Raw genomic sequence first — 25,002 nt, forward strand, 5'->3', positions numbered from 1 at the left:
AGTCATCTGCCGTTAACGGAACGGCGGCTCGTTAAAGGTGCGCAGCTTGCGGGAATGCAGCCGATCGCCTTCTGCGCGCAGCAGGTCGATAGCGCAAATGCCGATCTGCAGATGTTCCGAGATCGCGCCTTCATAAAAGCGGTTGGCCTGCCCAGGCAGTTTAATTTCGCCGTGCAGCGGTTTGTCGGACACGCACAGCAATGTGCCGTAAGGCACCCGGAACCGGTAACCCTGAGCCGCGATGGTGGCGCTTTCCATATCTACCGCCACTGCGCGGCTCAGGTTAAAGCGCAGCGCCGAGGCGGAATAGCGCAGTTCCCAGTTGCGATCGTCGGTGGTGACCACGGTCCCGGTACGCAGGCGTTGTTTAACCTCTTCGCCGGGCATGCCGCTGACCATTTTGGTGGCGTCATACAGCGCGCGCTGTACTTCGGCAATGCTGGGGATTGGGATGTCCGGCGGCAGTACCGAATCCAGCACGTGATCGTCGCGCAGGTAGGCGTGGGCCAGCACGTAGTCGCCAATCGACTGGCTTTCACGCAGGCCGCCGCAGTGGCCGATCATCAGCCAGGCACTGGGGCGCAACACCGCCAGATGGTCGCAGATGGTTTTGGCGTTGGACGGGCCGACGCCGATATTGATCAGAGTGATGCCCTGGCCGGTGCGAGAAATCAGGTGGTAGGCCGGCATCTGGTGGTTCTTCCAGGCCAGATCGGACACTGCCTGGTCCGGCGCGGTGGTTTCCGGGGTGATATAGATGCCACCGGCACTGGACAGCGCAATATAGGGGCTGGCCGGATCGGCTATCTCGGCGCAGGCCCAGCGGACAAACTCATCCACATAGCGGGTGTAGTTGGTGAACAGCACGAAGGGTTGAAAATGTTCTACCGGCGTGCCGGTGTAGTGCCGTAGCCGCGCCAGCGAAAAATCGGCCCGCAGTGCGTCAAAATGCGAAAGCGGAAAGGTACTGGTGGCGTGGAACAGGCCATCAGCGGTTTCATCGCCAATTTGCGCCAACTCGGTGGTGGGGAAATGCTGTGCCAGGCTGGCGCTCATGGAGCGATCCAGCATCAGGTTGGAGCCGTCAATCACGTAGGGGAAGGGAATTTCCTGTTGTGATGGCCGCACTTCGATATGCGCATTGTACTCATTCGCCAGCAGGGTCAATTGTTCGGTCAGATAGTGGCGAAACAGCTGCGGACGGGTAATGGTGGTGGTGTAGCAGCCGGTATGGGTGAAACGGCCGTAGGCGCGAGTTTTGGTTTGCCCGGGCGAGGCGCCGTCCCAACTGACGCGCAGTTCCGGGTAAACAAACAGCCCGCTGGCGCGAGCCTGCATGTCGGGCAGGCCGCTATGGCTGATAAAGTCGCCCACTGCCTGACGCAGTGCTTCAACCGAGGCGTCATACAGCGCTTCCAGTTTATCGATCGCCTGCGCGGGGGTAAGGCCGGTGCCGGATTGCTGACTGATCATACTTTCTCCTTGGTTCTCCCGGCTCTGTGGCGGGAGGCAGGCGGATGCCGAAATCAATTCACAGCAACAGGTTAGCTGAAGATGGGCGCAAAAGCTTTTGAGAAAGGGTAAGGGGCGAATAAATTCGCCCCTTAGGCCGTAGACAACGTGCTTCGTTGTTTCATGGTAGGGGCGCTGCCTGCTGCGCCCTGGAGCATAATCAATGGGTTAAATCGGGTCGAACATGTTCGACCCCTACAGGTTTAGCCCTTATCAGGTGATTATCAGGAGGCGGGGACGGCTTGTTCGACCTTCAGCGAGACCAGGCCAATACCCAGTTTTTTCGGCGTAAAGCCGCCGCTGGCCCCTTCCTGCGGCTCGGTCGGTGCCGGTGGCGTGATGCTGATGTTCTGCGCACCGCCAGGGTTATCAAAACGCAGCGTCACGGTGGTGTCCTGCTCGCTGAGCGTCACAAACTGCTCCTGGTCACCGACGCGTACCGAAATCGGTTCGCCGACGTTTTTGCCATAGGCGCGTGCGCGCAGCACCAGATCAAAGGCCGAAGGCAGTGGGTCGACATAGTCGATGTTCACCGTCGGTGCCAGATTGGCGTCCGACCAGCGGCCCCAGTCCTCGACGGCGGCAACACCGGTAATCGCCTTAACCTGTTCCGGCATACCCGGCAGCATAAAGGCGATGGCATCTGCGTGATATTTAACCGCTGAATCGTCCACTTTCAGCCGCTCGACGGCATTTTGATAAGCAGCCACGCTGTCCGCCTCTGGGCTGCTAAAGTTGACCTTGCCACGATAGTTGCCCCCTTTGGCCTGCACGATGTGCGGTGGGGCGGCCAGATTGCCTGAGGCAACGCAGGTCTCGGTGCTCAGCGCCAGTTCAGGCGCCCACACCCGGCCAATTTCATAGCACTTGTCGACCCAGACGAATTTTTCACCCGCCCCCAAACCGGCGAGCTGTTTTTTCAGCGGCGTGGACAGATAGACGTTAAACATCGGCTCAATTTTATTGTCCGTCACCTTCAGGATAAACGGCACCTTAAAGGTGATGCCAGAGAAGCTAAAACGGCTACCCTGGTTATCCAGGTTAAAGTTGCCGATGCTGTTCGGGAAGCCCCATTGCTTTACCACCGCCGGTTTCCAGGCGTTGATTTTCTCATCGATATTCAGGAACACCGTCGCTAGCGTCGGACTGGACAGGCTGCTGCGGCCAAGGCCAATGTAGTTATCACCGCCCATCACATCCAGCACCGTGGCACCGTTGTCCAGCGTGCTGCGCTTCTCGTTGTGCAGCGCGGTCTGCGGGTGAGTCCCGTCGATAATAAAGAACAGGTTGCGGCGTTTCTGTTTGGTCAAAATGTCATAGGCGGTGTTGTTCATCGCCAGGTGATCCGAAGACACCACGATAACGGTATTTTTGAAGTACTCGGACGCTTTGATTTTGTCGATCAGCGCCGCGATATGCTGCTGGCTGCAGGCCACCGCGCTTAGCGAGCGGTTTTCTTTGTTCTGCCAACTGAACGACTTTTTGCTGCAACTGGCGGAGATAAAACCGTCCGGGTGATGGGTGTCGACGGTCAGCGCAAACAGCGAGAACTTTTTATCCTGTTTCGACAGCTCGACAAACTTGTCGAACACCAGATCCAGCACGGTATCGTCGTACCAACCCCAGTCATTTTTGTAGCTCGGGTCGCTGACCTGCCCGCGCAATTCTTTAAAGCCGTAAGCATGGTCAAAGCCGTGCGATTTCAGGAAGGTATCTTTGCCCGCGAAGGCCAGCTCGGCACCCTGATAAAAATAGTTGTCGTAGCCGGCGGATTTCAGCACGTCGCCCAGGCAGACGTTTTCCGGATAAAAGGTGGAAACGGCGCTGGAGGCATTACCGTCAAAGGGGGCAAATAGCGGGATACCGCACTGCGAGGACACCATTCCGGCAATGGTATAGCCGGTGCCGGGCAACTGTTGAGTGTTGCTGAAATCGATACTGTTTGCACGGTGCTGGTTCAGTTCGTCGGCCAGGCTGGGGAAGAGATCCGCATCCAGATAGGTTCTTTCCAGGCTTTCGGCATAAATATACACCAGGTTCGGCGCTTTACCCTGCACGCTCTTTTTCGGCGCTTTGTAATAGGTATCAAAGTCGGCGGTATCACCGCTAATCTGACTTCTGACCAGCAGGGAAATATCCTGAAAGGCCGGGGTGGTGCCGACGGAAAACAGCGCCAGCAGCACGGCGAGCACGCTGTAAACCACGCTGCTGCTTTTTGCCTTGCGCCGCATCAGGCTCCAGGTCAACACGGCGAAGATCAGTGCCAGCACCGCCAGCAGGCCGATAAATGGCAGCAGGTATTTGCCGACGCCTGCGCCTTTCAGGCTGCTGGTCAGGGTGTAGAGCACGGCATCGGTAATGCCGTCGCCGGTAAAGTAGTTACTGGCGATCAGCACCACGTTAAGGATCAGATAGCTGCCCAGCAGCGTCAGCAGGGCGGCAAGCCACCAGCGGTTGGCAGCGGCCCGGGTCCGGTAGATAAGAATTGAGGCTAAAAAAAGTGCAAACGAAATTAATGCTGAAACCATCCACCGTACCCTGTCTGATTAAAAAGAGAATCTTAACTGCTCTGACAAACGCTATTGAGCCGCGCACAGCGCGAAAGAGGAAGGGTATAGCGCATTGAAAGCATCAGGGTCAATGCGTGTTTGCATTGCCCCGCCGCGGCAGAGTGTGATTGGCGTTTTTTTGTGACATTACTGTGACACTAATCACGTCTGTTACCCCTCACCCTGACCCTTTCCTTGGGGAAGAGGGCTGGGTGAGGGGAACAGGCCAACGCGCGCCCTTAATTCAGCTCCACCGCATACTGCTCTACCGGGGTGATTTTCTTGATCAGCTTATTGTCGAACAGGAACTGTTCATAGGCCTGATAGCGTGGCTTATCCAGCCTGGCCGGGTCACGGGCGAACAGCGGCAGACTGGCCTGCCAGGCCTGTTTGTTCAACTCGGTATTCAGTTCCGGGTGGGCCTTGGCGAACGCCAGCCAGCTTTCCTGTGGGTGGGCTTGCAGGTAATCGTTGCCTTTTTTCAGCGCCGTGAGGAATTTTTTGATTTTCGGCTCGCCTACCGCGTCGCGATTGGCGACGATAATCAGTTCGTCGTAGGCCGGAACGCCGTAGTCTTCCACGTTAAACACCACCGGATCCTTGCCCTGCAGCTTTAGCTCCAGCGCCTCGATATTACGATAGCCGCCAATCACCGCATCAACCTGACCTGCCAGCAGGGCGCTGGTCAGTTGGAAATTAACGTTAATCAACTTACCGTCGTCAGGGTTGAGGTGTTCATGCTTGAACATGGTTGCCAGCGTGGCCTGTTCGATGCCGCTGACCGAGTAACCGATTTTTTTGTCCTTCAGCCCCGCCGGGGTGGTGATGCTTTTATCCAGCGTGATCACGGTATTGAGCGGTGAATTAATCAGGGTACCCACGCGCATCAGCGGCAGGCCCTGATCGGCAAAGAAATGCAGCTGCGGCTGATAGGTGATGGCCAGATCGGCCTGTTTTGCCGCCACCAACCGTGGTGGTAGCGCCGGATCGGAAGGCGGCACAATCTTGACGTCCAGGCCTTCGGCCTTGAAGGCGCCTATCTGCTCGGCCACCATAATCGGCGCGTGATCGGGGTTGATATACCAGTCGAGCACCAGCGTCAGTTTTTCTGCGGCGGTGGCTTGCCCGGCCAGCGTGGCGCTGAGCATCAGTCCGCAGAGGGTGTTTTTAATCATTGTGGATCCCTTGTTATCAGTCATTTTCCGGCGCCCAGTCGATCAGGCGCAGCAGCAGCGCGTCCACCGTCACCCAAAGCAGGACGGTCATCAGCACCAGAATAAACAGCGCGGCAAAACAGACGTCGGTCTGCATGCGCGCGTTGGCGTTAAGCATCACGTAACCCAGGCCTTCCGCCGAGCCGACCCATTCACCGATGATCGCGCCGATCGGGGCGACGGCGGCGGCCATGCGCAGCCCGGAACCAAAGGCCGGCAGTGCCGCCATCAGTCGTACGTGCCGCAGTTGGGCCCAGGGTGAGGCGCGCAGGGTGCGGGCCAGATCGAGATAATCGTTATTGACCCGGCGCAGTCCGTCGAAGAAAGCGGAGGTGATCGGGAAGAAGATCACCAACACCGCCATCACCACCTTGGCGCTCATGCCAAAACCGAACCACAGCACCAACAGCGGGGCCAGTGCAAACACCGGGATTGCCTGACTGGTCAGCACCAGCGGCATGAGCCAGCGTTGCAGCCGCGGGGAATAAATCATGCACAGCGCCAGTAGGGTGCCGAGCAACACCCCGGCCAGCAGGCCGCAGGCAATTTCAGCGGCGGTGATCAGCGTGTGGTAACCGAGGTAAGCCCGGTCGTTCCACAGCGCTTGTGCTACCGCAGAGGGCGAGGGCAGCAGAAAAGCCGGAATATCACCCAGAGTGACCAGTCCCCACAGCAATAGCAGGCCGGCAAACACCGTCAGGCTGCGGCGCGTCCGCGACAGACGGCTTTCAATCTGTGGTTTCATCCGGCGGCCCTCACCAGTTGCAACAACAGCTCGCTCTGGCTTTTCAGCAGTTGAGGATCGTCCGGTGCGCGCGGCGGCAAACCTTCGATAACGTGGCTATCGTCAATACCGGCGGGATAGCGGGAAAGCACCAGCAGGCGATGACTAAGGCGGCAAGCCTCCATCGGGTCATGAGTAATCAGCAACACGGTGTGCTGCGCCAGCAGTTCCGCGGCCAGTTGCTGGATCATGGCGCGGGTGATGGTGTCCAGCGCCGAGAAAGGCTCATCCATCAGCACAATCGGCTGGCGTTCATACAGGGTACGGGCGATGGCGGCGCGCTGACGCATGCCACCGGACAGCGCAGCAGGCAAGGCATTGCCATAACCGCCCAGCCCCACGCGTTCCCGCAGATGCTCGGCCCAGGGCCGATCGACCTTCTCACCGCGCAGCCGCGCGCCGAGGCTGATGTTCTGGTCAATGGTCAGCCACGGATAGAGCAAATCCTTTTGCCCCATATAAGCGATGCGCCCGGCAATCGGCAGGCCATCGCTGCCGATGACCGAACCGGATGTGGGTTTTGCCAGCCCGGCAATAATCTTCAACAGGCTGGTTTTGCCCGCACCGCTGGCACCAAGCAGGGCGACAAAACTGCCGCCTGCGATATCGAAACTAAGCCGGTCGAGAATCACCCGTTGGCCAAAGCGCAGGGTTAAATCCCGCACCTGAATACCCGGCCGCATGCCATGGTGCTGAGCGTTGCCTATACTCATTGGGCATTCAGCCCCATTTGCCAGAAGGCGGATTCCAGCCGGGTGGCGGTGGTGAAAATCTCAGACAGTTCGCCCAGGCGGCTTTCTGCACCACGCTGGCGGCCGACGTTTTCCAGCAGACTGATAGCGGCCTGCACCCCGGTCAGGTAGCCCGGATCGCCATAGTTGCGGATCCACGAGGCATAAGGATTGCCCTCCATTACCGTGGCAGGGTCGCCCAGCAGCCGCAGGCCAATCTCGGCATAGCCGGCCACGCAGGGCAACAGCGCCGCCAGCAGGTCGAGAGCATCTCCGGCGTGGCCGATATCGAGCACATAGCGGGTGTAATTGAGGGTTTCTGCTGCTTCTGGCTCGGCGGCAATCTGCGGCTCGCTGAGGCCCCAGTCGGCGCAATAGGCCAGATGCAAAGGCAGCTCGGCCACAATCGCATTGAGCGAGGCGGTGGCCGTACGCATCTCCGGCAGGGTGCGCAGTTTGCTGACCAGCAGGGCGTAGGCGCGGGCAAAGTGGATCAGGAACAGATAGTCCTGGGTCAGATAGCGGCGAAAAGCAGGTTCGGGCAGCGTACCGGCGGCCAGTTGTTGAATAAAGGGATGAGCGACATAGTCCTGCCAGTGGCTACCGGCGCGCAGGCGCAGTTGTCCGTAGAGACCGTCGTTGAATTGGGGAGTAAACATGGGACCTCCAAAAGTGAGTGGAGATCCGGGCGCGCTGAGGTATGAACAGGCAATGACCGATAGCGTTATTGCCGACCCGTCCCTTCGCTGGCATGACCCAGATCAGGTTCAAAGGGTTCGGCTTGCGCCATCTCAGCCCATTACAGGACACCCCTCGGAGGAGCCTGTTATACGATATTTACTTTTTGATTACAATGCTTGGACGGGGGGAAGCCTGGAGGATTTTCTCTGCCAAAAACGGTTCGTTTAGTGCGGTCGAAGACAATTTTTCTGGCCTGATAGAGGGCATGTTTGTCACTGTAATCCGGTCATGATTGAACCTAAGGACACAACCCATGAAGAAGATTGGATTTCTCTCTTTTGGCCACTGGACGCCTTCGTCACAGTCCGGCACCCGCTCGGCTGGCGATGCACTGTTGCAATCCATCGATCTTGCCGTCGCGGCAGAAGAGCTGGGGGCGGACGGGGCCTATTTCCGCGTACACCACTTCGCGCGCCAACTTGGCTCGCCATTTCCGCTGTTGGCCGCCATCGGTGCCAAAACCCAGCGCATTGAAATCGGTACCGGCGTGATCGACATGCGTTATGAAAACCCGCTGTATATGGTTGAAGACGCCGGAGCCGCCGACCTGATTTCAGGCGGACGCCTGCAGCTTGGCATCAGCCGCGGTTCTCCCGAGCAGGTGATTGATGGCTGGCGTTACTTTGGTTACACGCCTGCCGACGGCGAAACCGAAGCCGATATGGCCCGCCGCCACACCGAAGTGCTGCTGGACGCACTGCGTGGCGAAGGTTTCGCCGAACCTAACCCGCAGCCAATGTTCCCTAATCCTCCCGGCCTGCTGCGCGTTGAACCCTTCTCCGCCGGCCTGCGGGATCGCATCTGGTGGGGGGCCAGCTCTGACGCCACGGCAGTGTGGGCCGCGAAGCTGGGGATGAACCTGCAAAGCTCGACGCTGAAAAACGACGAGACCGGCGAGCCGTTCCACGTGCAGCAGGCCAAACAGATCCGCGCTTACCGCGAGGCCTGGAAGCTGGCAGGGCATAAACGAGAGCCACGGGTATCGGTCAGCCGCAGCATCTTTGCGCTGATGGATCAGCGGGACCGCAACTATTTTGGCAATAGCGGGCAGGAAGGCGATCAGGTGGGCTATATCGGCGATCAGACTCGGGCGATATTCGGCCGCAGCTATGCCGCCGAGCCGGAGCTGTTGATCAAACAGCTGGCGCAGGACGAAGCCATTGCCGAAGCGGACACCTTGCTGTTGACCGTGCCGAACCAGTTGGGCGTTGAGTATAACGCCCATGTGATTGAGTCGATCCTGAAACATATTGCACCGGCGCTGGACTGGCGCTGAGAGAACGCAAGATGACGCGAGGCCAGGAAAATGTCGATGATAAATGATACACAGCAAAAGTCTGTTTAGGGATCCTGAAACGGGAGCGTTTAAATAAAACTTATCTGGTGGGTTCCGACTTCACCGATATCTCCTGCTATCAGGGGGAGCTCCATAATATCACTGTTGAACATTTTTCATTGAAATAGACAAAATGGCTATCACTGACGTGAAGAGTGATAGCCATTTCTTTATTTTTTGTTGATTTTTAGCCTGTTGTTTTCATCCTGTGATAGAGAAAAACGTGTAGCGAAAGTTCGCTCGCTATTAGTATCACTCTTTTCAAGGCTATAATACACAGTGTAGGTGTTTTCAGGTTCGAATTTAAATCCGAATATAGGGAGGCATTCTCCTTTTACAGCAATGGGTCTCGTCACTGGATCAGCAAATGTCTTAAAAAAACGTTGCCCTGATTCACTATAGAGTTGCACCGATGTGATATATTTCCAGTCATTTTGTGCCGTTGAAATGCAAATGTCACTACCTTTTATGGTTACTTGTGCAGGATGCTCAACGACCATTGGGTCTTGATGTGCGGGGCAACCAGTCAAAAGTAATGTGATTATGAATACTATGATTTTTTTCATAAATATTTATCTATGACGTGTAATTGTTTTTTTGTAAAGAGATGGAATGTCCCGCATGTCATTTATACCGCGATATTTTCCCAACCTGTTTGGATGCTGATAAAATCGCCATGTCTCAATTCCGTAGGTCAATAGCAACCAGTAGTCTGCAAGTATAGATGCTTGCTGTTCAAGAGAATAATCTACCAACCTCTCTTTATCCAGTCGGTATGTATAATTAGCCGCCCAGCTCAATGAACCCCGCAGCCTAACCCATTGCCCGCTTTGGTGCTGCCAAACATGGCCAAGTTCATGGATAAATACATATTTACTTTCAACGTTGACAGTCAGGGATGAGAAATCAGGTGCGTATCCTTCTTTTCTGAACCATATTTCACCATTCGGGCTCATTGCGAAGTTTGGCTTTTGAAGCTTGAAAGGGAGGTAACTATCACAATGTACCCAGACTCGACTATATACAATCGAATCTCCGTACACTCGATGAGCCATAGCTATCTCACCTTGGGTCATCAGACGTAATGTTCCTTCTTTTACCTGCATAGTGTTATCTGGCATCAACAAAATCCTTTTGTTAATAGTAAAGCTGGATTGTATAGGTTGTTTTTTGTGCAGTCCAATTCGCAGATCACGCTATCGAAAGGCAAGTATGGGAATGATATAAAAGAGCGCTATTGACTTATTTTGATCATTTTGTATTTTAAGGCCATGCACAACTTTCTGATTATCGTCCCCGAAGGGGGCATGTTATTTGAGTCGGCAGGCATCGCCGACATCCTGATGCAAGCCAACCGCTTGAGGCCCAACGACGCTCCACTCTACCGGATGTCGATCGTCACCACCCAATCTCACCGGGTGGTGCATGGGTCGTCCGGCTTGAATCTGTTGGCCGATCATCGTCTTTCGGATCTCGACCCTGAGCAGGAACGCGACACCATCATCGTGACCGGAAAAGGGGCGACCGAAGCAGAAAGTGCCTATGTTGTCGACTGGCTACGGCGTGCCGCACCCCAGGCGCGGCGTATTGCGTCGGTTTGCGGCGGGGCGTTGCTGCTGGCCGAAGCCGGTTTGCTGGATGGACGCCGGGCGACCACCCATTGGCGATTGCTGGAAACCTTGCAGGCTCGTTTCCCAAAAGTGCAGGTCGAAAATGGGCCGTTGTACGTGCAGGATGGTTGCGTCTGGACTTCCGGCGGGGTCAGTTCCGGTTTCGATCTCACCCTGGCGCTGGTGGAAGATGACTATGGTTTTGTGCAGGCACGCGAAGTGGCGCAAGATCTGGTGATGTTCCTGCGTCGGCCTGGCGGACAGGCGCAGTTCAGCCGTTATCCTTTAAATCAGGCTAAAACGCCGGGTCCAATCCGCGATCTTCAGTCGTGGATCCTGGAGAATCTGGCAGCGGACCTTTCCGTTGAGCAGTTGGCGGAACGGGTCGCCATGAGTCCGCGTAATTTTACCCGGGTGTTCACGCGAGAGACCGGGATCTCCCCCGCCAAATTTGTCGAAGAAGGGCGTTTATATCTTGCCCGGCAACGCCTGGAGCAGAGTGCTGAAGGTATTGAGCAAATCGCCATCAGCTGCGGGTTTGGCAATGGCCTCAATCTGCGGCGCGTTTTTGAGCGGCATTTGCAACTTTCACCTACCGAGTATCGCGAGCGTTTTCATTCCCGCATGTTGGCCTAAATTGATCTATAAACGTCATTTACGACACATCTCCCTCGGTTTAGATTGGTGACAGAGCCAATAATGAAGGAGTAGATCATGGTCAAAGTAGGCATTAATGGATTCGGCAGGATCGGCAGGAACGTGTTGCGTGCTGCATTGGGTCGCAGCGACTTTCAAGTGGTGGCAATCAATGATTTGACCGACAGCAAAACCCTGGCGCATCTGCTGAAATACGATTCGCTGTCGGGCACTCTGGCAGCCAGTGTCGAAGCCGGTGAGAACCAGTTGTTGCTCGATGGTCGGCCGATTCATGTTTTCTCCGAAAGAGATCCGGCTGCCATCCCATGGAGCAGCGTGGGTGTTGAGGTGGTGATTGAGGCGACGGGCTTCTTCACCGACAAAGCCAAGGCCGAAGTGCACATCACCAAAGGCGGCGCCAAGCGAGTCATTATCTCGGCACCGGGCAAGGACGATGACATTACGGTGGTGCTGGGGGTTAACCATCAGCAATACGATCCGGCCAAACATTTTGTGGTCAGCAACGGCAGCTGTACCACTAACGGCCTGGCCCCTGCCGCTCAGGTATTGCACCAGGCTTTCGGTATTGAATACGGCCTGATGAATACCACCCATGCCTACACCAACAGCCAGGCATTGCATGACCAGCCGGAAAAAGACCTGCGCGGTGCCCGTGCCGCAGCGGAGTCGATTGTGCCTTATTCCAGCGGCGCCGCTAAAGCGCTCGGCAAGGTGATCCCTGAACTGGACGGTCGCCTGACCGGTTACTCGCTGCGGGTGCCGGTACCGGTAGTGTCTATCGTGGACTTAACGGTGACGCTGAAACGTGAAGTGACGACCGAAGAGATCAACGCGGCTTTCCGCCAGGCCGCCGAATCCGGTCCTCTCAAGGATATTCTGGGTTACAGCGATGCGCCTTTGGTGTCCAGCGATTATAGAGGCGACCCGCGTTCGTCGGTGATTGATGGGCTTTCCACGCTGGTGATTGGTGGTAATTTGGTCAAGATCCTCGCCTGGTACGACAACGAGTGGGGGTTCTCTAACCGGCTGGTGGATCTGGCGGTTCTGATGGAAAAACGCGGTTTGTAGAAGAGTAGGGGCGCTGCATGCTGCGCCCTATAGCATAATCAATGGGTTAAATCGGGTCGAACATGTTCGACCCCTACTGGTTTAGCCCTTAAACAGATTTGCTAGCAGTCTGAATTACAGTTGCGCGATCTGCATTAAATCTTGTTTGGCCCCTGGCGCGACTGCCAGCACCGGTCCGCCGCGCAGCAGATGTTCCCCGGCGGTATTAAACGGATGGGTCCAGCCACCGGCTTCATTGACCAGGCAGTAACCCGCCAGACAATCCCATGCGTGCATATAAGGTTCGTAATAACCGACCAGTCTTCCTGCGGCGACCCAGGCCAGCATCATGGCACCAGAACCGTTACGGAAGAAATTGCCGCCCACGGCGACGATCGCGGCGGCTATTTCGCCAACGCGCTCGGGCGTGACATAGCTGTTAGCGCCAAATCCGGTAACGTGGTTTTGCATGGTGCGCTGTGGATCCACCCGCAGCGGTTTGCCATTAAGCGTGGCACCTGCACCGCGTGCCGCAACAAAGCACTCTTGCTGACAAGGGGCGACGATCACCCCGATCACCGGCTCACCCTGATGAATAACCGCAATCGACACACACCAGTTCGGCATACCGTTAACGAAAGGGCTGGTGCCGTCGATCGGATCTACCACCCAGGTGTAGCCAGAGTCACCCGGCTGCAGGCCAAATTCCTCCCCCAAAAAACCGTCGTTCGGGAACTGCTGGGCGATTTTCTCGCGGATCAGCAGTTCAACTTCGCGGTCGGCTATCGATACCACGTCCTGCGCATCGCGTTTGGTTTCAATCACCAGGCTTTCGCGGCGGTTGAAATAGTCCAGCGCTTTGTCGCCGGCCGCTCGCGCCGCCTGCTCGGCCAGCGTCAGGCGTTGTGAAATCAGCTCATTCATTTTAGCTCCTTAAGGTTTTGAGGCTCACTGGGCAATCAGCGCCAGCCCCTGAGATTTGAAATCAATGGCCACGCGGGTGGTCGGCGTCAGCTGGCGTTCCATCTGCACATCGACAATAAACAGCGCGCCGAGGTCGGTCTTCACTTCATATTCGATATGGTCGCCCAGCCAGGCGCTGTGGGTCACTTCGCCATTCAATGCCCCGGTCTGCTCTGGCTGCAGGGTAATAAACTGCGGCCGTACCGAAAGCTGTGCGGCACCGGGGCGGGCTTTAGCGCCCGGCACCCGATACTGCCGGCTGCCGAGGGTGATCAGCGCCTCGCCGTTATCTACCTGCTCAATGTCACAAGGCAGAATGTTGGCCTCGCCCATAAAGTCGGCGATAAACACCGACGCCGGCGAGTGATAGAGCTCCTGTGGCGCACCCTGCTGAGCAATATGCCCTTCTTTCATGACGATAATCTTATCGGAGACTGCCAAAGCCTCTTCCTGATCGTGAGTGACGTATACCGCAGTAAAGCCGAGGCGCTGCTGCAAGTCGCGGATCTCGGTGCGCACCCGGCGGCGCAGCCGTTCGTCAAGATTGGACAGGGGCTCGTCGAGCAGCAGCACCTGGGGTTCCAAAACCAGCGCACGCGACACGGCAATGCGCTGCTGCTGGCCACCAGAGAGTTCGGCGGGCAGACGTTGACCCATGTTTTCCAGGCCGACCAGTTTCAACCCCTCACGTGCCCGATCCTGCGCTTCTTTACGCGACAGGCCGCTGGCGAGCAGGCCGTACATCACGTTGTCCAGCGCACTCATGTGCGGGAACAGCGCGTAAGACTGGAACACCATGGCGACGTCGCGCTCATTGGCCGGCAGATGCGTGACGTCTTTACCGCCGATCAGAATACGCCCTGAAGTGGGGTGTTCCAGGCCGGCCAGCAGCCGCAGGGTGGTGGTTTTGCCGCAGCCCGAAGGGCCGAGCAGCGTCACCAGCGTGCCGGGTTCGACGGTGAGTGAAAGGCCGGGCAGGGCGGTGAAGTCGGCAAACTGTTTGGTGACATTCTCAAACACCACCGAACCGGAACGAATGGCAGTCATAGGGCATTCTCCTGATGTAAGGCCGCGGGTGGCGTCACCGGCGGGGTAGCAGTTATTGCGCGGCGCAGGCGACGTTCGCCCACCAGCAACTGGAAGCTGAGGATCACCGCCAGCATCACCACGATAAGCACCGAGGAGTAGGCGATAGCTACGCCGTATTCCCCATTTTCGACCAGCCCGACGATGTAGGAGGTGGCCATGTTGTACTGGGCGCTGACCAGGAAGATCACCGCGCTGATCGAGGTAATTGCCCGCACAAAGGCATAAACCAGTGCAGCGCTGATGGCGGGTTTCAGCAGCGGCAGGATCACTTTGCGCAGGGTGCGGAAACTGCTGGCGCGCAGCGTCAGCGAGGCTTCATCCAGGCTGCGATCCAGTTGGCTCATGGCGGCGATGCCACCGCGCACGCCGACCGGCATATTACGGAACACGAAACAGGCCACCAGGATCAGTGCGGTACCGGTGATCTCCAGCGGCGGCAGGTTATACGCCATGATGTAACTGACGCCGATCACCGTGCCGGGAATGGCAAAGCTGAGCATCAGCATAAACTCGAAGGTCTGGCGACCGGCAAACTTCTGCCGCACGATCAGCCAGGCGGTGAGCAGGCCAACAATGGCGGTCAGCGGCGCGGCGATCAGGGCGATCTCCAGCGTGGTCCAGAACGAGTTCCAGGCGACGCCGGTCCAGACTATCTGGCCACTGTTCCACTGGAAACCGAAGGCGCGGGCGTAATGCCCCAGCGTCAGGCTGTTATCCAGCCCCCAGGACTGCACAAAACCGCCGATCAGGATCATGCCGTAGACCACCAGCGTGAATAGCCCCCAGGGGATCACCAACGCATACACCCCATAGCGCAAGCCGCGTGGCAGCCCGCAGTGGGTACCGGAATCCCCTTTGCCGGTGACGGTGGCGAAGTTTTTCCCGGCCAGCCACAGACGCTGCAAAATAAAGGCGCTGAGGGTAAAGCACAGCAGGATGATCGCCAGTACGGCGGCGCGGCTTGGATCGTTTTGCGCACCCACCACCGAGAAGAAGATCTCGGTCGACAGCACGCCGTGGCTCCCCCCCAGCACCATCGGATTACCGAAGTCCGCCATGCTTTCGATAAAGCTAATCAGGAAGGCATTGGCCAGACCGGGGGCCATCAGCGGCAGTGAAACATAACGGAAGGTACGCCAGCGGTTGGCGCGCAGCGTTTGTGAGGCTTCTTCCAGCGAGGGGCTGACCCCTTCGACCACGCCAATCAGCACCAGAAAGGCTATCGGGGTGAAGGAGAGCACCTGCGCTATCCAGATGCCGGTCAAGCCATACAGCCAACGGCCTGGCTCGATGCCAAACAGGCTGGCGAGCAGTTCGGTAACCACGCCGGCGCGGCCAAACAGCAGCATCAGTGCCAGGCCAATCACAAACGGCGGTGTGATGATCGGCAGTACGGTCAGCAGGCGCAGCCCTTTCTTAAACGGCAGTGGCGTGCGGGTTGCGGCCAACGCAAAAGCCAGGCCGAGCAGTGTGGAACCGCCGGCGGTCATCAACGCCAGGGTCAGGGTGCGCCAGGCGGTACCGCAACTGCCGCCTTTCAGGCAACCCAGGCTCCAGATGGCCGGATCCTGCATATTGGCGATCAGGCCGTCGGGTTTAAACGAGCCGTCCACGTCCTGTACCGAGGAGACAAACATGCTCAGAACCGGGTAGAGCACGAAAGTGGTCACCAGCGCGACCAGCAGCACGATCGCCGCCACCACAAAGGCATCCCCCTTCAGCACGCCGCGTTCGGCCAGCGCGAAAGAGAACAGCACTAGAAAGGTGGTGACAAGTAAAACGGCGCCGGCGCCAAAGGCGGGTTGGCCGTCGCTGAGCGTGCCAAACAGCTGCTCGCTCCACTGCCAGTTCCAACCGCTGTAGCCGATGGCATGGCCTTCAAACAGCAGGAATACAATGCCGATGACGCTGGCGCACATCAACAGTTGCGAGCGCAGGCGACTCACCGGCAGCAGGCGTGCCGGCGCGCAAACCAGCAGCATCAGCAGGGCAATCAGCAGCCAGGGGCGTTGAAAGGTCAGTATTTGCCACAGCGCGGGCGCACTGGCCTGATCCCGCCACAGCGAACTCAGCCAGCCAAAGTCGAAGAACCCGGCTTCCTGGCTGTACCAGGGCAGTAACAATACGGCCAGTGCGCCCAGTACGAGGGCCCCGTCCAGGCGGCGGTTTTGAGCATTCATCGTAACCTCGAGAGTTCAAATTTCCGTTACTGCGCTGTTGCACGGACGAGGATTTCCTCGCCCGGTTTATTGCAGAGCGCTTCACATACGGCAGAAAAAGGAGGTGAATTATTGGGCGCTGGCGCCGATCTCTTTATCCCAGCGGCTGAGCAGTGCCTTGCGTTTTTCCGTCGCGCCGTAGGTTTTAAAGTCGTAATCGATCAGTTTGATGTTCTCAAAGCGTGGCGCGTACTCGGAAATCGCCGCGTTACGATTTGACGGCAACTGGAAGGATTTGGCGTCTTTCATGTGCGATTGTGCATCGGCGCTGAGCGCCCAGTCGTACCACACCTTGGCCTCATTGAGGTTGCGTGCGCCTTTGACTATCGACATCGAACCAATTTCAAAACCTGTGCCTTCGCACGGGGCTACCGCTTTGATCGGGAAGCCATCCACCTGCATCGCGACGGCATCATGCATAAACACGATACCGACGGTGGTTTCGCCGCGTGCCGCTGCCTTCACCGGTGCCGAGCCGGACTTGGTGTACTGTGAGATATTGGCGTTGAGCTTTTTCAGATAGTCGAAGGCCGGCTCTTCTCCCATGATCTGCACCAGCGTGGCGAGGGTGTTGTACGCAGTGCCGGACGAATTTGGGTTAGCCATCTGGATCTCGCCTTTGTAGGCCGGATCCAGCAGGTCGCTCCAGCAGGCAGGTACCTTGAGTTTTTTCTCTGCCAACAGTTTGGTGTTGTAACCCCAACCCAGCGCCCCGGCATAAACACCTACGGTGCGGTAGCCGGCGCTTTCCGCCTGTTTACGCGCCCAGTCGTGCTGTTGATCAAGCAACGGGGACTTATAAGGCTGGGTTAATCCCTCGTCGGCGGCCTGCATATGCGGATCGCCAGTGCCTGCCCACCAAATATCGGTGCGCGGGTTACGGGCTTCGGTACGAATTCGTGCGTAGGCTTCCCCGGCGGAGAGGCGCACCATACTGACTTTGATATCCGGATGCTGTTTCTCGAACAGGTTGGTCATCTGTTCGCAGACCACCACATCGGCGGAGCAGATCATGTTCAATTTCCCAGCGGCGAAAGCAGGTGAAGCAGAGAGTGCAGAGCCAGCGGCGAGGACCGCTATCAGAGTAACGCGATGCATGGTGTTCTCCTTGGTTGTGTAGGGTGGCGATACGTTGTCGCCTATTCTTTTTGCACGTGTGTGCAAATAACTAGAGGATAAAAATTGTGCTGTCAATCGTGCAATGAAACAATTCAACCTTCTCGTCACAAAAATGAAACATTCTTACCGATAAAAATTTGCACAGCTTTGCAAAGTGCGGCAAACTTTTCGCAGAGCAGAAAATGGATGGATATGAAGATGGCGGTGGACAAGGCGATGATCAGTGCGAAAGACGTGGCGGAATTGGCTGGGGTTTCCCGATCGGCGGTCTCGCGGACTTATACGTCTGGTGCCAGCGTGTCGGCGGCGACCCGCGAGAAGGTGATGCGGGCGGCTGAAGAACTCGGATACCACGTTAACCATTTGGCTCGGGGATTGGTACGTAACCGCAGCGGCATTGTTTGCCTGATCGTCTCAGAACTGGCGACCCCTTACCGGGCCAGCCTGGTGCGTTTGCTGACCCAGCATTTGCAGGATGCGGGAAAAATCGCCATGTTGATTAATACCGATCGCTCAGATGACAGCGTCTCTCAGGCGCTGCAACAGGCGATAAACTTTCGGGCGGATGCCTCCTTTGTGCTATCGGGCATGCCCGACAGTGCCATTGCCCGGCTGTGTCACCGGCACGGCCAGCGGTTGGTGCTGATTAACCGCGATGACACCTTGCCCGGCTCACTCAGCATCCGGTTGGATAACGAAGACGCGGCGGGCAGGGTGGTGATGGCGTTTGCCCGTGCGGGCTGCCAGCGCCTTGCTTTTGCCAACTCTTTGGCCGGTACGCCCAGCCTGATGGCGCGTGAACGGGGCTTTTTGCAGGCGGCGGAAGCGGCGGGGTTACCGGTGAGCGTCGAGCGCTTCGGTACCACCTCCTATGAGAGCGGTCAGATCCTGGCGCACCGTCTGTTGACCCGGCGCGAGCGGCCTGATGCGGTGTTTTGCGTCACGGATTTATTGGCCTGTGGCTTTATGGACGAGGCGCGCCATCGCTTTGGGTTGCGTATTCCTGAAGATCTTTGTATCGCAGGCTACGACGATATTCCGCAGGCGGCCTGGTCTTCTTACCATCTCACCACTTTTACCCAGCCGGTGGCGTTATTTGCTCAGGATTCGGTTGAATGGCTGGTGGCCGAAGAGAAGAAAGAAGAAAGCATGATGCCGGCGCTGGGGCAGGAGATGCCGGGAGAAACCCGGCTGTATCATGCCGATTTTGTCTGGCGCGGCACCCTTCGCGGTGCCTGAGTTTCCTTCATTTCAGATTGCGCATGGCGCGTTGGCAGATCCGGTGGGTGGGTGGCTTTGCAGCCCCTCCTGACGCAAACCCGTTAGCCATTCGGGCTTGTCTTTGGTGGCATCGGTCAGCCCGTTCGCAACCGAGTCTTAAACATAAAGGGACGGCTCGGCCCCCACTGACAACAGTTGTCCAGGTAGGTTTTTCTGTGTCTGATGACGGCCTCAGGCTTAGTAAAGTACTCTGTTCCCCGAGAGAGGATTTTGTGTCTAAATCATCTCTCGGAGAGACTGTTTTCATCCTTGTGCGCATAGGGACATGTTCAGAAATGCCATACCACGCCGGCATTCATACCGTTATCCTGATAATTCTGAGATAACAAACCGGTGTAGTTGAGGGAGACGGCAACCGATTTTGTGACGTTGATTTCAGCCCCCGCCTTCATCACCATGCCGTCGCGTGAGGCTGCGACCGTGGCGGTATTGAAGGTGGCGTCAGTGCCGGCAAAGCGCAAGCCGACTTCGCGCTCGGTTGCGTTGTACTGATGCTGCCAACCCAGTTCACCACGCAGGGTAACGGCGCTGTCTTTACCGGTACTCCAGCGTTTGTCCGCACGCATACCCAGGGTGGATAATGTTGCGCTGGTGCTCTGGCTGTCCGCTTTCAATGCGGCGGCACCGCCCTTTTCCGTCATATCATCACTGCGGTAATTCACCCACGCCAGGTTGGCGAACGGCTCCAGATTGAACCAGGTATTGTCCAGACGGTAACCCGCTTCTGCGAAGATTTGGCCTGTTCCCGCGTTATAGCGCGCCTTGGCGTTATCGGACTGGCCGTAATACCCGATACCCCGGGAGGTTTCAATCCGGTGCCAGGTATAGGCGCTACCCGCGCGCAGATTCAGGTTGTCATAGGTTTTGCCGGCATAGACGGCCAAATGATAGTTATCACTGTCGGCAGAAGCGCCGTCTCCGTGCAAGGAGGTGCGGGTGTAACCGGTGGCCAAGCCCAGACGCCAACGATCGGCCAGCTCATTATCCGCACCGAGCAATACCCCAAAGGTAGAGTCATGGAAGCCCGTGGCATTATCATTGCCGCTGGCATGCTCCCAGTTGCCCAGCAAACTGACCCATGCGCCGTCCTCGTCTTGCTTGATGTCGCTGCTGTCCGCTGCGCCCTGAGTCTGGCGCAAACGGCCGTTAAGCGTATCCCGAACATAACGGCTGTTATTCACCAGCGCGGAGGCGATATCTGCGTGTATCTGCCCGGACAATTGACGATAGGCTTGCCGCGCCAGTTCCGCAGAAGGGGCTATCAACAAGCTTTGATACACGGGGTTATCAGCCGGTAAGCGTTCAACTGCCGTCGCGAGGTTACGTTGATTGGCCGTGACGGCGACATCCGCAAAACGGGTGGCGTTACGGTGTAAGCCCAATGAGAGGCTAGTGGGCTGATAGGCCAGGTCGGGGGTTAAAAACAGCCCGGCGTCGGCAGAGCCAAATTGCCCCGTAATACCTTGTGCGGCAGTAAGCAGGGTATAACGCTGTGCCAGGATATTGCCGGCGGAGGAGGTTGAAGCCAGCAGGTTTTGCCCCGCTTGCGGCACCACGGCAATCTCGCCGCCGTTCAGTGTCGCCTGACCATTGACCTGCAGCAAATCGCTGCGGCCAGCCTCAATTTCAGCCAGATAACGGGAGCCATTCTCCAGCGTCAGGTCGTTATCAATCGTCAAGGTACCGATAGAATTGCCGGGCGCCACAGAGCCCCCTTGATTGGCCGTCAGCGTGCCGATATGCCCACTGCCGCCTACCAGCCCGCCGTCGCGCACCACAGTAGCACCGGCGGCTTTACCGTTGGCGATAAAGCGCCCGTCAGCCGCGACATCGCTGGTTAATGTGCCGGTGTTGGCCAGTTGCAACACAGCGCCTTTGGCAATCCGCGTCTGGCCGGTGTAGTCATTATTCCCGCTGAGCGTTTGGCTACCGCCCGCAATGGTCAGGCCGCCTTTATAGTGCGTTCCATCAGGATTACTGAGGTCAATGTCCGTGATACGGCCCGAGAAATTATCCTTCGCCTGGCTCAACACCAGCGTTCTGTCACCCAGCGTGACGACACCATTGCCGCTTAAGCTGCGCAGAGTGGCGTTGTTCATGCTGTCTGGAACGCCCCACAGCGGATTGAAATTACCGTGTTCAGTGATGTCAAACCAACCGTTATTTTCCAGTGATGCAGAGTGGGCGAGACTGCCGGGGCCAGTAAGGTATAACACCGCACCTTTATTCACCCGGGTTACGCCGGTATAGGTGTTCATGCCGGTCATGTTGACCACCACATCTGGCATGAGCGTTAAGTCGCCGGTGCCGGAGATGGCACCCGCCAACCCCAGATAACCTTTTCCTCCATGCGGATCGCCTGAGGGATCGCCGGCCGGGGCACTCATCAGATTTCCCATTTGCCGGGTTACGCGGTTAAGCTGCAATCCGCCGCCGTTGGCATCCGTAGAAAAATTATCGGCATTGACGACGAAAGGCGTAAACGCCGTGAGCTGATTTTGCAAATCATACATCACTGAATATTGAGTGAAAAAACCTATACCCATCGTGATGTTCCAGGTTTTTGTGTCACTGCTGTCGCGATCGATAATCAGGCGATCATCACTGCCTCCCTGCAGAGTGATCCCGTTGCCGACTTTCTGTCCATTGGCGTCGACAGGCTGAAGCGTCAGGGCGGTCACTGACGTTTTGTTTTCCCCATCCGTATCAAATTTCACGCCATGTTTTTCGAGGATGTCGCCGAATTTTTTGCTGTCTATCGTTGCGTGAGAAGCATTGCCGGTATCGAATAAAATTGCGCCGCTCAGCGCCTCTGCGGGAAGCTCAACGGTGCTCGACTGGCCATTGATATTGAGCGTGAAGGAATATTTGAAGCGGCCTTCATATTGAGATGACGCCGGTGCGCCAGAGTTGGGGAAATGGGTGATATCGCCTTCACTGCGCGTCGGTGCCCAGGGGACCAGGGTATCAAACTGTGCCCGCAGGCTGGGCGTCAAATTGAGGATGGCACAAGGCGCGCAACCCGGTGAGTTCGTGGTCCCATTTTCATTGTTATTGTCATTACCGGCGACGATGAAACCGGTTTTCGTGATGGTGCTAAAGGGGCTACCGCCGTTGGGATTGCCTTTTGCATCCGTAAAAAGAAAGTCCCCTACGCCAAAAGTACCGTAGAAGTGCTTTTCTTCGGTCGGTTTTCCCGAGGTAATGTTTTTTTCCGCAGCCAGATCAATATAGTATTCTTTCCCTCCAATCGTTTTAAAAGACTGTTGACCCGGCTGCTGTGGATGGTCGAGCAACAGATGTTCAACCTGACCCATAACGTAGCCTTTACTGTTGCTGCCAGGCGTCGCTACCGGTACCGGGGTGGCATCATCGGTGTAATAGGTCAGGTCTGTTATGTGCTTGCGCTGTAACCAATACCCTCCCCAGCTATCGTTGCCATAGAGATAGTCGTATGCCTGATTAACGTTAGGCAGATGCGAAGTGTCTTGTTTTCCCAGGACGGCATTGAACTGATCTGACCCCGTATCAAAGATATATTTTTGCGCCGGGCCGCCATTCACACCCACATTAATGGTTAGACGATCATCCAAATGCCCAAGGGGAATGTTGATGGGCGCCGGTGCTGCTAAAACATAAGGTGCCGGATGTAAAAGCAATAGCGGACTGACCACGAGTCTCAATGGTTTGATTTTTTTTATCATATCCATACCCCATATTTGCAATTGATTGAAAGTAAAAGGTAAGTGGGAAAATTATTTCAAGGTTTCTTGTAAAAGTGCAACCAATCATTCTGAAGATGAAAATTGGCTTGATTTTATTATTTTGGCGGTGGTGTTGTATGCTTGTGTTCATCGAATAACAATGGAATCGAAAAAACATTGCGCTAATTTGTCGGGAACATGAATGTCACGCGTCCATTTTAATACATTGTTTTTTTCTTCTGGCGATACATCACCGCCCCAAACATCGATAAATTTATTGTTTTTAAAGAATAGTACGCCAGGATCGGAGATGTCCGTTGCGGCAAAAATGGCAAGCCATTCGCTTTCGGCCAAAACCTGAGAGACTTCTACGGTGTTTGGTTTTATTTTTTGGGTAAGAGATTTTTGTACCAACTCTTGGTAGAAGCCCATATTGTCGGTATTGATGTCTTTCTTTAAAGACCCGCAATCTTGAGAGGGTATTGCCGCTTTCGCCATGAAAAATAATGACAGAGCTAATGTTAATGCGCTTTTATTCATCTGAATGTCTCTGGCTTAATGCAGGGTGAATATGATTATAGATTATGATGATTAATTGAGCCCATGCTTTGTAATTTATTGATTTTTATTAATAATATGTTTTTTTGTGGTATCTGCACCCGGTTTTTCCTGCGTTTCTGGGGCTGTGCTTGGATAAATTTATCGAAGTGTCAAAGGTGAAATGGCGTCGGCAGCGTATTCTGGACTGAGTTGCAGGCCGACGTTTCCAGCGGAGGCCTTAAAAAGGCGTGCTGCATTTGAATGCTCAATCCTGAATTTTGTTTGTAATTAATTTTCAATGAGTTATGCAATCCCATCCTCGGTTTTATCTGAAGTGAGCGCCTACGACAGCACATTCATAAATCATCTGCTAGGTTTAATGGAATTAAAAACCTCCATTTACCCTTGGATCTCAAGGGGGCTGTTTAGGTTGTTTACTCCAAGGCTCGTCTGGTGGGTTGCCAGCTATCTTATAATTAAAACTATGGGTAGAGGTGATAGGCATGGTTCAGTTGGTAATGATTTTACTGGGGGTTGATTATTTACGTAACCGCTGGCGTGGGTTGATGATTGCCGGTTGGTTAGGTGTGTTGGCTGGCTTAATCATCTTCATCGATGCGTTGGATAACGCGATTTATTTCCCCTTGCATCCCTTTGCTTTCCTGTTATTGGTCGAAGGCCTGGCAACCTTGATGGTTGCGCATACCGGCATCGGCGGGCAACGTACCTTGCGTTACGTAAAAGGAGGGGCATTTTCACTGGCAGCGTTATTGATTTTGAGCGGACATCATTATGGTCATTTTATTTTATCGATGATTTTTGGCATTTTGTTTTTGACCGACGGGTTATTGCAAATCGTCACCGCTGGGGTTGTACGCTATAAAAACTGGAAGTTTGTGGTGGCCGGCGGTGTAATAGAAATCATGTTAGCCATTTTCTTCTTTCAACCCTATCCGACCCATTATGTCGGCACCGTCCCTTATTGTTTAGGTCTGGGGTTGATCTTCGGCGGGTGGAATATGGTCATGCTGGCGATGCGCGTCAAAAAGCTGGAGGTCAACCCCGCGGTGTTGGGCAATACGGCCGCTGAGGAAGCCAGCAGTGCAGAAACGGCGCCGTTGGTCACTGAATGGGACGGCCCTCCGGCTGCCGATGAACCGGCACTGACCATACATGTCTGGACACCTGTAGGATCCTCGAAGAGTGCAGTAGTGCCTCATCCTGTCATTGATCGTTATATTGCTGCGGTGGATAAAAATGGGGTGATTTCCACCGGCCATGCTGCGTTGGAATCTCCGGAGGGCGTTTATATCAGCCTGTATCCGGCAGTCGATATTGACCGGTCGCCCGATCAATTTACCCGCTTGCTGCGGGCAACGGCAGATAATAATGTCGAAGGGCAGTTTCAACCGGATTATGTGACTGAATCCGAAAAATGGTGCCCTTCAACCATGCAGGTGCGGATCAGAAACTACGATGCTGAACGTTTAAAGCGGTTCTGGGAGGTCTACCAGGCAGACAATACCTATAACCTTACGCATCGTAACTGCTCCAGCAGTGTGGCGCGTGGGCTGGAAGCGGCACTGGAGGGCGTGGTGGGTAAGATATGGGGGCAGCGTGGCCACTGGAGGGCGTTGAGTAAAATTCTCACGACGCCGGAGTTATGGGTGGCGGTACAAATACGTAAGCGCGCAAAAACGATGGCCTGGACCCCAGGGCTGACGCTCGACTACGCGCGGGCATTAAGCATGTTGGCGGATCCCCGGCCGGCCGGCTGGATAGCCACCATACGCCGTGCCCTAAAGAAAATGTTTTCTTTGCGCAAACAGTGGCGCGATGAAAAAGCGCAGAGCACGATAGCGTCAGGTGCTAGCAGTGAAGCCTCAAATGACAAAGGCAACTAGCT

The 25,002-nt window shown here is 55.9% G+C and carries 19 protein-coding genes and 1 riboswitch; of the genes, 5 read left to right on the forward strand and 14 right to left on the reverse strand.

The window, feature by feature from the left end; translation table 11 throughout:
• Nucleotides 1–12 precede the first annotated feature (12 nt).
• The 6 genes from OCH02_RS02015 to tenA all read right to left on the reverse strand — a co-directional run bounded on the left by OCH02_RS02015 (nt 13) and on the right by tenA (nt 7,449).
• The gene (locus OCH02_RS02015) at nt 13–1,473 is read right to left on the reverse strand and encodes an AMP nucleosidase (protein WP_261429537.1); all 1,461 of its coding nucleotides are present in this window, start codon (nt 1,471–1,473) and stop codon (nt 13–15) included.
• A 263-nt stretch (nt 1,474–1,736) separates the two neighbouring features.
• Complete coding sequence (gene opgB, locus OCH02_RS02020) at nt 1,737–4,040, reverse strand: phosphatidylglycerol--membrane-oligosaccharide glycerophosphotransferase (RefSeq protein ID WP_261429538.1); 2,304 nt, start codon at nt 4,038–4,040, stop codon at nt 1,737–1,739.
• Nucleotides 4,041–4,300: 260 nt separating this feature from the next.
• On the reverse strand, nt 4,301–5,236 hold the full coding sequence (locus OCH02_RS02025; protein ID WP_261429539.1) for an ABC transporter substrate-binding protein: 936 nt from the start codon (nt 5,234–5,236) through the stop codon (nt 4,301–4,303).
• A 16-nt stretch (nt 5,237–5,252) separates the two neighbouring features.
• Nucleotides 5,253–6,020 carry an ABC transporter permease gene (locus OCH02_RS02030; RefSeq protein WP_261429540.1) on the reverse strand — a complete coding sequence of 256 codons (768 nt, stop codon included), beginning with the start codon at nt 6,018–6,020 and terminating at the stop codon, nt 5,253–5,255.
• On the reverse strand, nt 6,017–6,772 hold the full coding sequence (locus OCH02_RS02035) for an ABC transporter ATP-binding protein (RefSeq protein ID WP_261429542.1): 756 nt from the start codon (nt 6,770–6,772) through the stop codon (nt 6,017–6,019). The genes OCH02_RS02030 and OCH02_RS02035 overlap by 4 nt, the downstream gene beginning before the upstream one ends.
• Nucleotides 6,769–7,449 carry a thiaminase II gene (gene tenA / locus OCH02_RS02040; RefSeq protein WP_261429543.1) on the reverse strand — a complete coding sequence of 227 codons (681 nt, stop codon included), beginning with the start codon at nt 7,447–7,449 and terminating at the stop codon, nt 6,769–6,771. The genes OCH02_RS02035 and tenA overlap by 4 nt, the downstream gene beginning before the upstream one ends.
• 62 nt (nt 7,450–7,511) lie before the next feature.
• Nucleotides 7,512–7,614: riboswitch (TPP riboswitch) on the reverse strand.
• Between the two features lie 170 nt (nt 7,615–7,784).
• Between tenA and OCH02_RS02045 the strand changes: the two genes are divergently transcribed.
• Entirely contained in the window at nt 7,785–8,807 is a 1,023-nt protein-coding gene (locus OCH02_RS02045) for an LLM class flavin-dependent oxidoreductase (RefSeq protein ID WP_261429544.1), read from the forward strand.
• A 230-nt stretch (nt 8,808–9,037) separates the two neighbouring features.
• On the opposite strand, the gene OCH02_RS02050 is transcribed toward OCH02_RS02045, so the two are convergent.
• Both OCH02_RS02050 and OCH02_RS02055 read right to left on the reverse strand, forming a co-directional pair.
• Nucleotides 9,038–9,433, reverse strand: coding sequence for a putative T6SS immunity periplasmic lipoprotein (locus OCH02_RS02050; protein WP_261429545.1), 396 nt, complete (start codon nt 9,431–9,433; stop codon nt 9,038–9,040).
• Nucleotides 9,434–9,439: 6 nt separating this feature from the next.
• On the reverse strand, nt 9,440–9,988 hold the full coding sequence (locus OCH02_RS02055; protein WP_261429547.1) for a type IV secretion protein Rhs: 549 nt from the start codon (nt 9,986–9,988) through the stop codon (nt 9,440–9,442).
• Between the two features lie 150 nt (nt 9,989–10,138).
• Between OCH02_RS02055 and OCH02_RS02060 the strand changes: the two genes are divergently transcribed.
• Together OCH02_RS02060 and gap are read left to right on the forward strand one after the other, a co-directional pair.
• Complete coding sequence (locus OCH02_RS02060; RefSeq protein ID WP_261429548.1) at nt 10,139–11,113, forward strand: GlxA family transcriptional regulator; 975 nt, start codon at nt 10,139–10,141, stop codon at nt 11,111–11,113.
• A gap of 78 nt (nt 11,114–11,191) precedes the next feature.
• Nucleotides 11,192–12,202: a type I glyceraldehyde-3-phosphate dehydrogenase gene (gap, locus tag OCH02_RS02065; protein ID WP_261429549.1), complete on the forward strand. Its 1,011-nt coding sequence runs from the start codon at nt 11,192–11,194 to the stop codon at nt 12,200–12,202.
• Nucleotides 12,203–12,316: 114 nt separating this feature from the next.
• On the opposite strand, the gene OCH02_RS02070 is transcribed toward gap, so the two are convergent.
• From OCH02_RS02070 to OCH02_RS02085, 4 genes are all read right to left on the reverse strand, one after another.
• The gene (locus tag OCH02_RS02070; protein WP_261429550.1) at nt 12,317–13,105 is read right to left on the reverse strand and encodes an inositol monophosphatase family protein; all 789 of its coding nucleotides are present in this window, start codon (nt 13,103–13,105) and stop codon (nt 12,317–12,319) included.
• A 24-nt stretch (nt 13,106–13,129) separates the two neighbouring features.
• The gene (locus OCH02_RS02075) at nt 13,130–14,191 is read right to left on the reverse strand and encodes an ABC transporter ATP-binding protein (RefSeq protein ID WP_261429551.1); all 1,062 of its coding nucleotides are present in this window, start codon (nt 14,189–14,191) and stop codon (nt 13,130–13,132) included.
• A complete protein-coding gene (locus OCH02_RS02080; RefSeq protein WP_261429552.1) occupies nt 14,188–16,413 on the reverse strand; it encodes an ABC transporter permease in 2,226 nt (741 codons plus the stop codon). The genes OCH02_RS02075 and OCH02_RS02080 overlap by 4 nt, the downstream gene beginning before the upstream one ends.
• A 108-nt stretch (nt 16,414–16,521) precedes the next feature.
• Nucleotides 16,522–17,550: an ABC transporter substrate-binding protein gene (locus OCH02_RS02085; RefSeq protein WP_261429553.1), complete on the reverse strand. Its 1,029-nt coding sequence runs from the start codon at nt 17,548–17,550 to the stop codon at nt 16,522–16,524.
• Nucleotides 17,551–17,769: 219 nt separating this feature from the next.
• On the opposite strand from OCH02_RS02085, the gene OCH02_RS02090 reads away from it, so the two are divergent.
• Nucleotides 17,770–18,810 carry a LacI family DNA-binding transcriptional regulator gene (locus tag OCH02_RS02090; protein ID WP_261430780.1) on the forward strand — a complete coding sequence of 347 codons (1,041 nt, stop codon included), beginning with the start codon at nt 17,770–17,772 and terminating at the stop codon, nt 18,808–18,810.
• A gap of 311 nt (nt 18,811–19,121) precedes the next feature.
• Here OCH02_RS02090 and OCH02_RS02095 read toward each other — a convergent pair whose 3' ends face one another.
• Nucleotides 19,122–22,445, reverse strand: a complete 3,324-nt coding sequence (locus tag OCH02_RS02095; protein WP_261429554.1) for an autotransporter outer membrane beta-barrel domain-containing protein — start codon at nt 22,443–22,445, stop codon at nt 19,122–19,124.
• Between the two features lie 258 nt (nt 22,446–22,703).
• Nucleotides 22,704–23,096, reverse strand: coding sequence for a hypothetical protein (locus tag OCH02_RS02100; protein ID WP_261429555.1), 393 nt, complete (start codon nt 23,094–23,096; stop codon nt 22,704–22,706).
• Nucleotides 23,097–23,599: 503 nt separating this feature from the next.
• On the opposite strand from OCH02_RS02100, the gene OCH02_RS02105 reads away from it, so the two are divergent.
• Complete coding sequence (locus tag OCH02_RS02105; RefSeq protein WP_261429557.1) at nt 23,600–25,000, forward strand: HdeD family acid-resistance protein; 1,401 nt, start codon at nt 23,600–23,602, stop codon at nt 24,998–25,000.
• Nucleotides 25,001–25,002 lie beyond the last annotated feature (2 nt).

It is taken from the genome of Serratia quinivorans, from assembly GCF_946227985.1.
Classification (GTDB): domain Bacteria; phylum Pseudomonadota; class Gammaproteobacteria; order Enterobacterales; family Enterobacteriaceae; genus Serratia; species Serratia quinivorans_A.

Excerpts from the sequence above, each read along its gene's own strand:
- OCH02_RS02015 (WP_261429537.1), bottom strand. The coding sequence starts at position 1,473 with ATGATCAGTCAGCAATCCGGCACCGGCCTTACCCCCGCGCAGGCGATC.
- opgB (WP_261429538.1), bottom strand. The coding sequence starts at position 4,040 with ATGGTTTCAGCATTAATTTCGTTTGCACTTTTTTTAGCCTCAATTCTT.
- OCH02_RS02025 (WP_261429539.1), bottom strand. The coding sequence starts at position 5,236 with ATGATTAAAAACACCCTCTGCGGACTGATGCTCAGCGCCACGCTGGCC.
- OCH02_RS02030 (WP_261429540.1), bottom strand. The coding sequence starts at position 6,020 with ATGAAACCACAGATTGAAAGCCGTCTGTCGCGGACGCGCCGCAGCCTG.
- OCH02_RS02035 (WP_261429542.1), bottom strand. The coding sequence starts at position 6,772 with ATGAGTATAGGCAACGCTCAGCACCATGGCATGCGGCCGGGTATTCAG.
- tenA (WP_261429543.1), bottom strand. The coding sequence starts at position 7,449 with ATGTTTACTCCCCAATTCAACGACGGTCTCTACGGACAACTGCGCCTG.
- OCH02_RS02045 (WP_261429544.1), top strand. The coding sequence starts at position 7,785 with ATGAAGAAGATTGGATTTCTCTCTTTTGGCCACTGGACGCCTTCGTCA.
- OCH02_RS02050 (WP_261429545.1), bottom strand. The coding sequence starts at position 9,433 with ATGAAAAAAATCATAGTATTCATAATCACATTACTTTTGACTGGTTGC.
- OCH02_RS02055 (WP_261429547.1), bottom strand. The coding sequence starts at position 9,988 with ATGCCAGATAACACTATGCAGGTAAAAGAAGGAACATTACGTCTGATG.
- OCH02_RS02060 (WP_261429548.1), top strand. The coding sequence starts at position 10,139 with ATGCACAACTTTCTGATTATCGTCCCCGAAGGGGGCATGTTATTTGAG.
- gap (WP_261429549.1), top strand. The coding sequence starts at position 11,192 with ATGGTCAAAGTAGGCATTAATGGATTCGGCAGGATCGGCAGGAACGTG.
- OCH02_RS02070 (WP_261429550.1), bottom strand. The coding sequence starts at position 13,105 with ATGAATGAGCTGATTTCACAACGCCTGACGCTGGCCGAGCAGGCGGCG.
- OCH02_RS02075 (WP_261429551.1), bottom strand. The coding sequence starts at position 14,191 with ATGACTGCCATTCGTTCCGGTTCGGTGGTGTTTGAGAATGTCACCAAA.
- OCH02_RS02080 (WP_261429552.1), bottom strand. The coding sequence starts at position 16,413 with ATGAATGCTCAAAACCGCCGCCTGGACGGGGCCCTCGTACTGGGCGCA.
- OCH02_RS02085 (WP_261429553.1), bottom strand. The coding sequence starts at position 17,550 with ATGCATCGCGTTACTCTGATAGCGGTCCTCGCCGCTGGCTCTGCACTC.
- OCH02_RS02090 (WP_261430780.1), top strand. The coding sequence starts at position 17,770 with ATGGCGGTGGACAAGGCGATGATCAGTGCGAAAGACGTGGCGGAATTG.
- OCH02_RS02100 (WP_261429555.1), bottom strand. The coding sequence starts at position 23,096 with ATGAATAAAAGCGCATTAACATTAGCTCTGTCATTATTTTTCATGGCG.
- OCH02_RS02105 (WP_261429557.1), top strand. The coding sequence starts at position 23,600 with ATGGTTCAGTTGGTAATGATTTTACTGGGGGTTGATTATTTACGTAAC.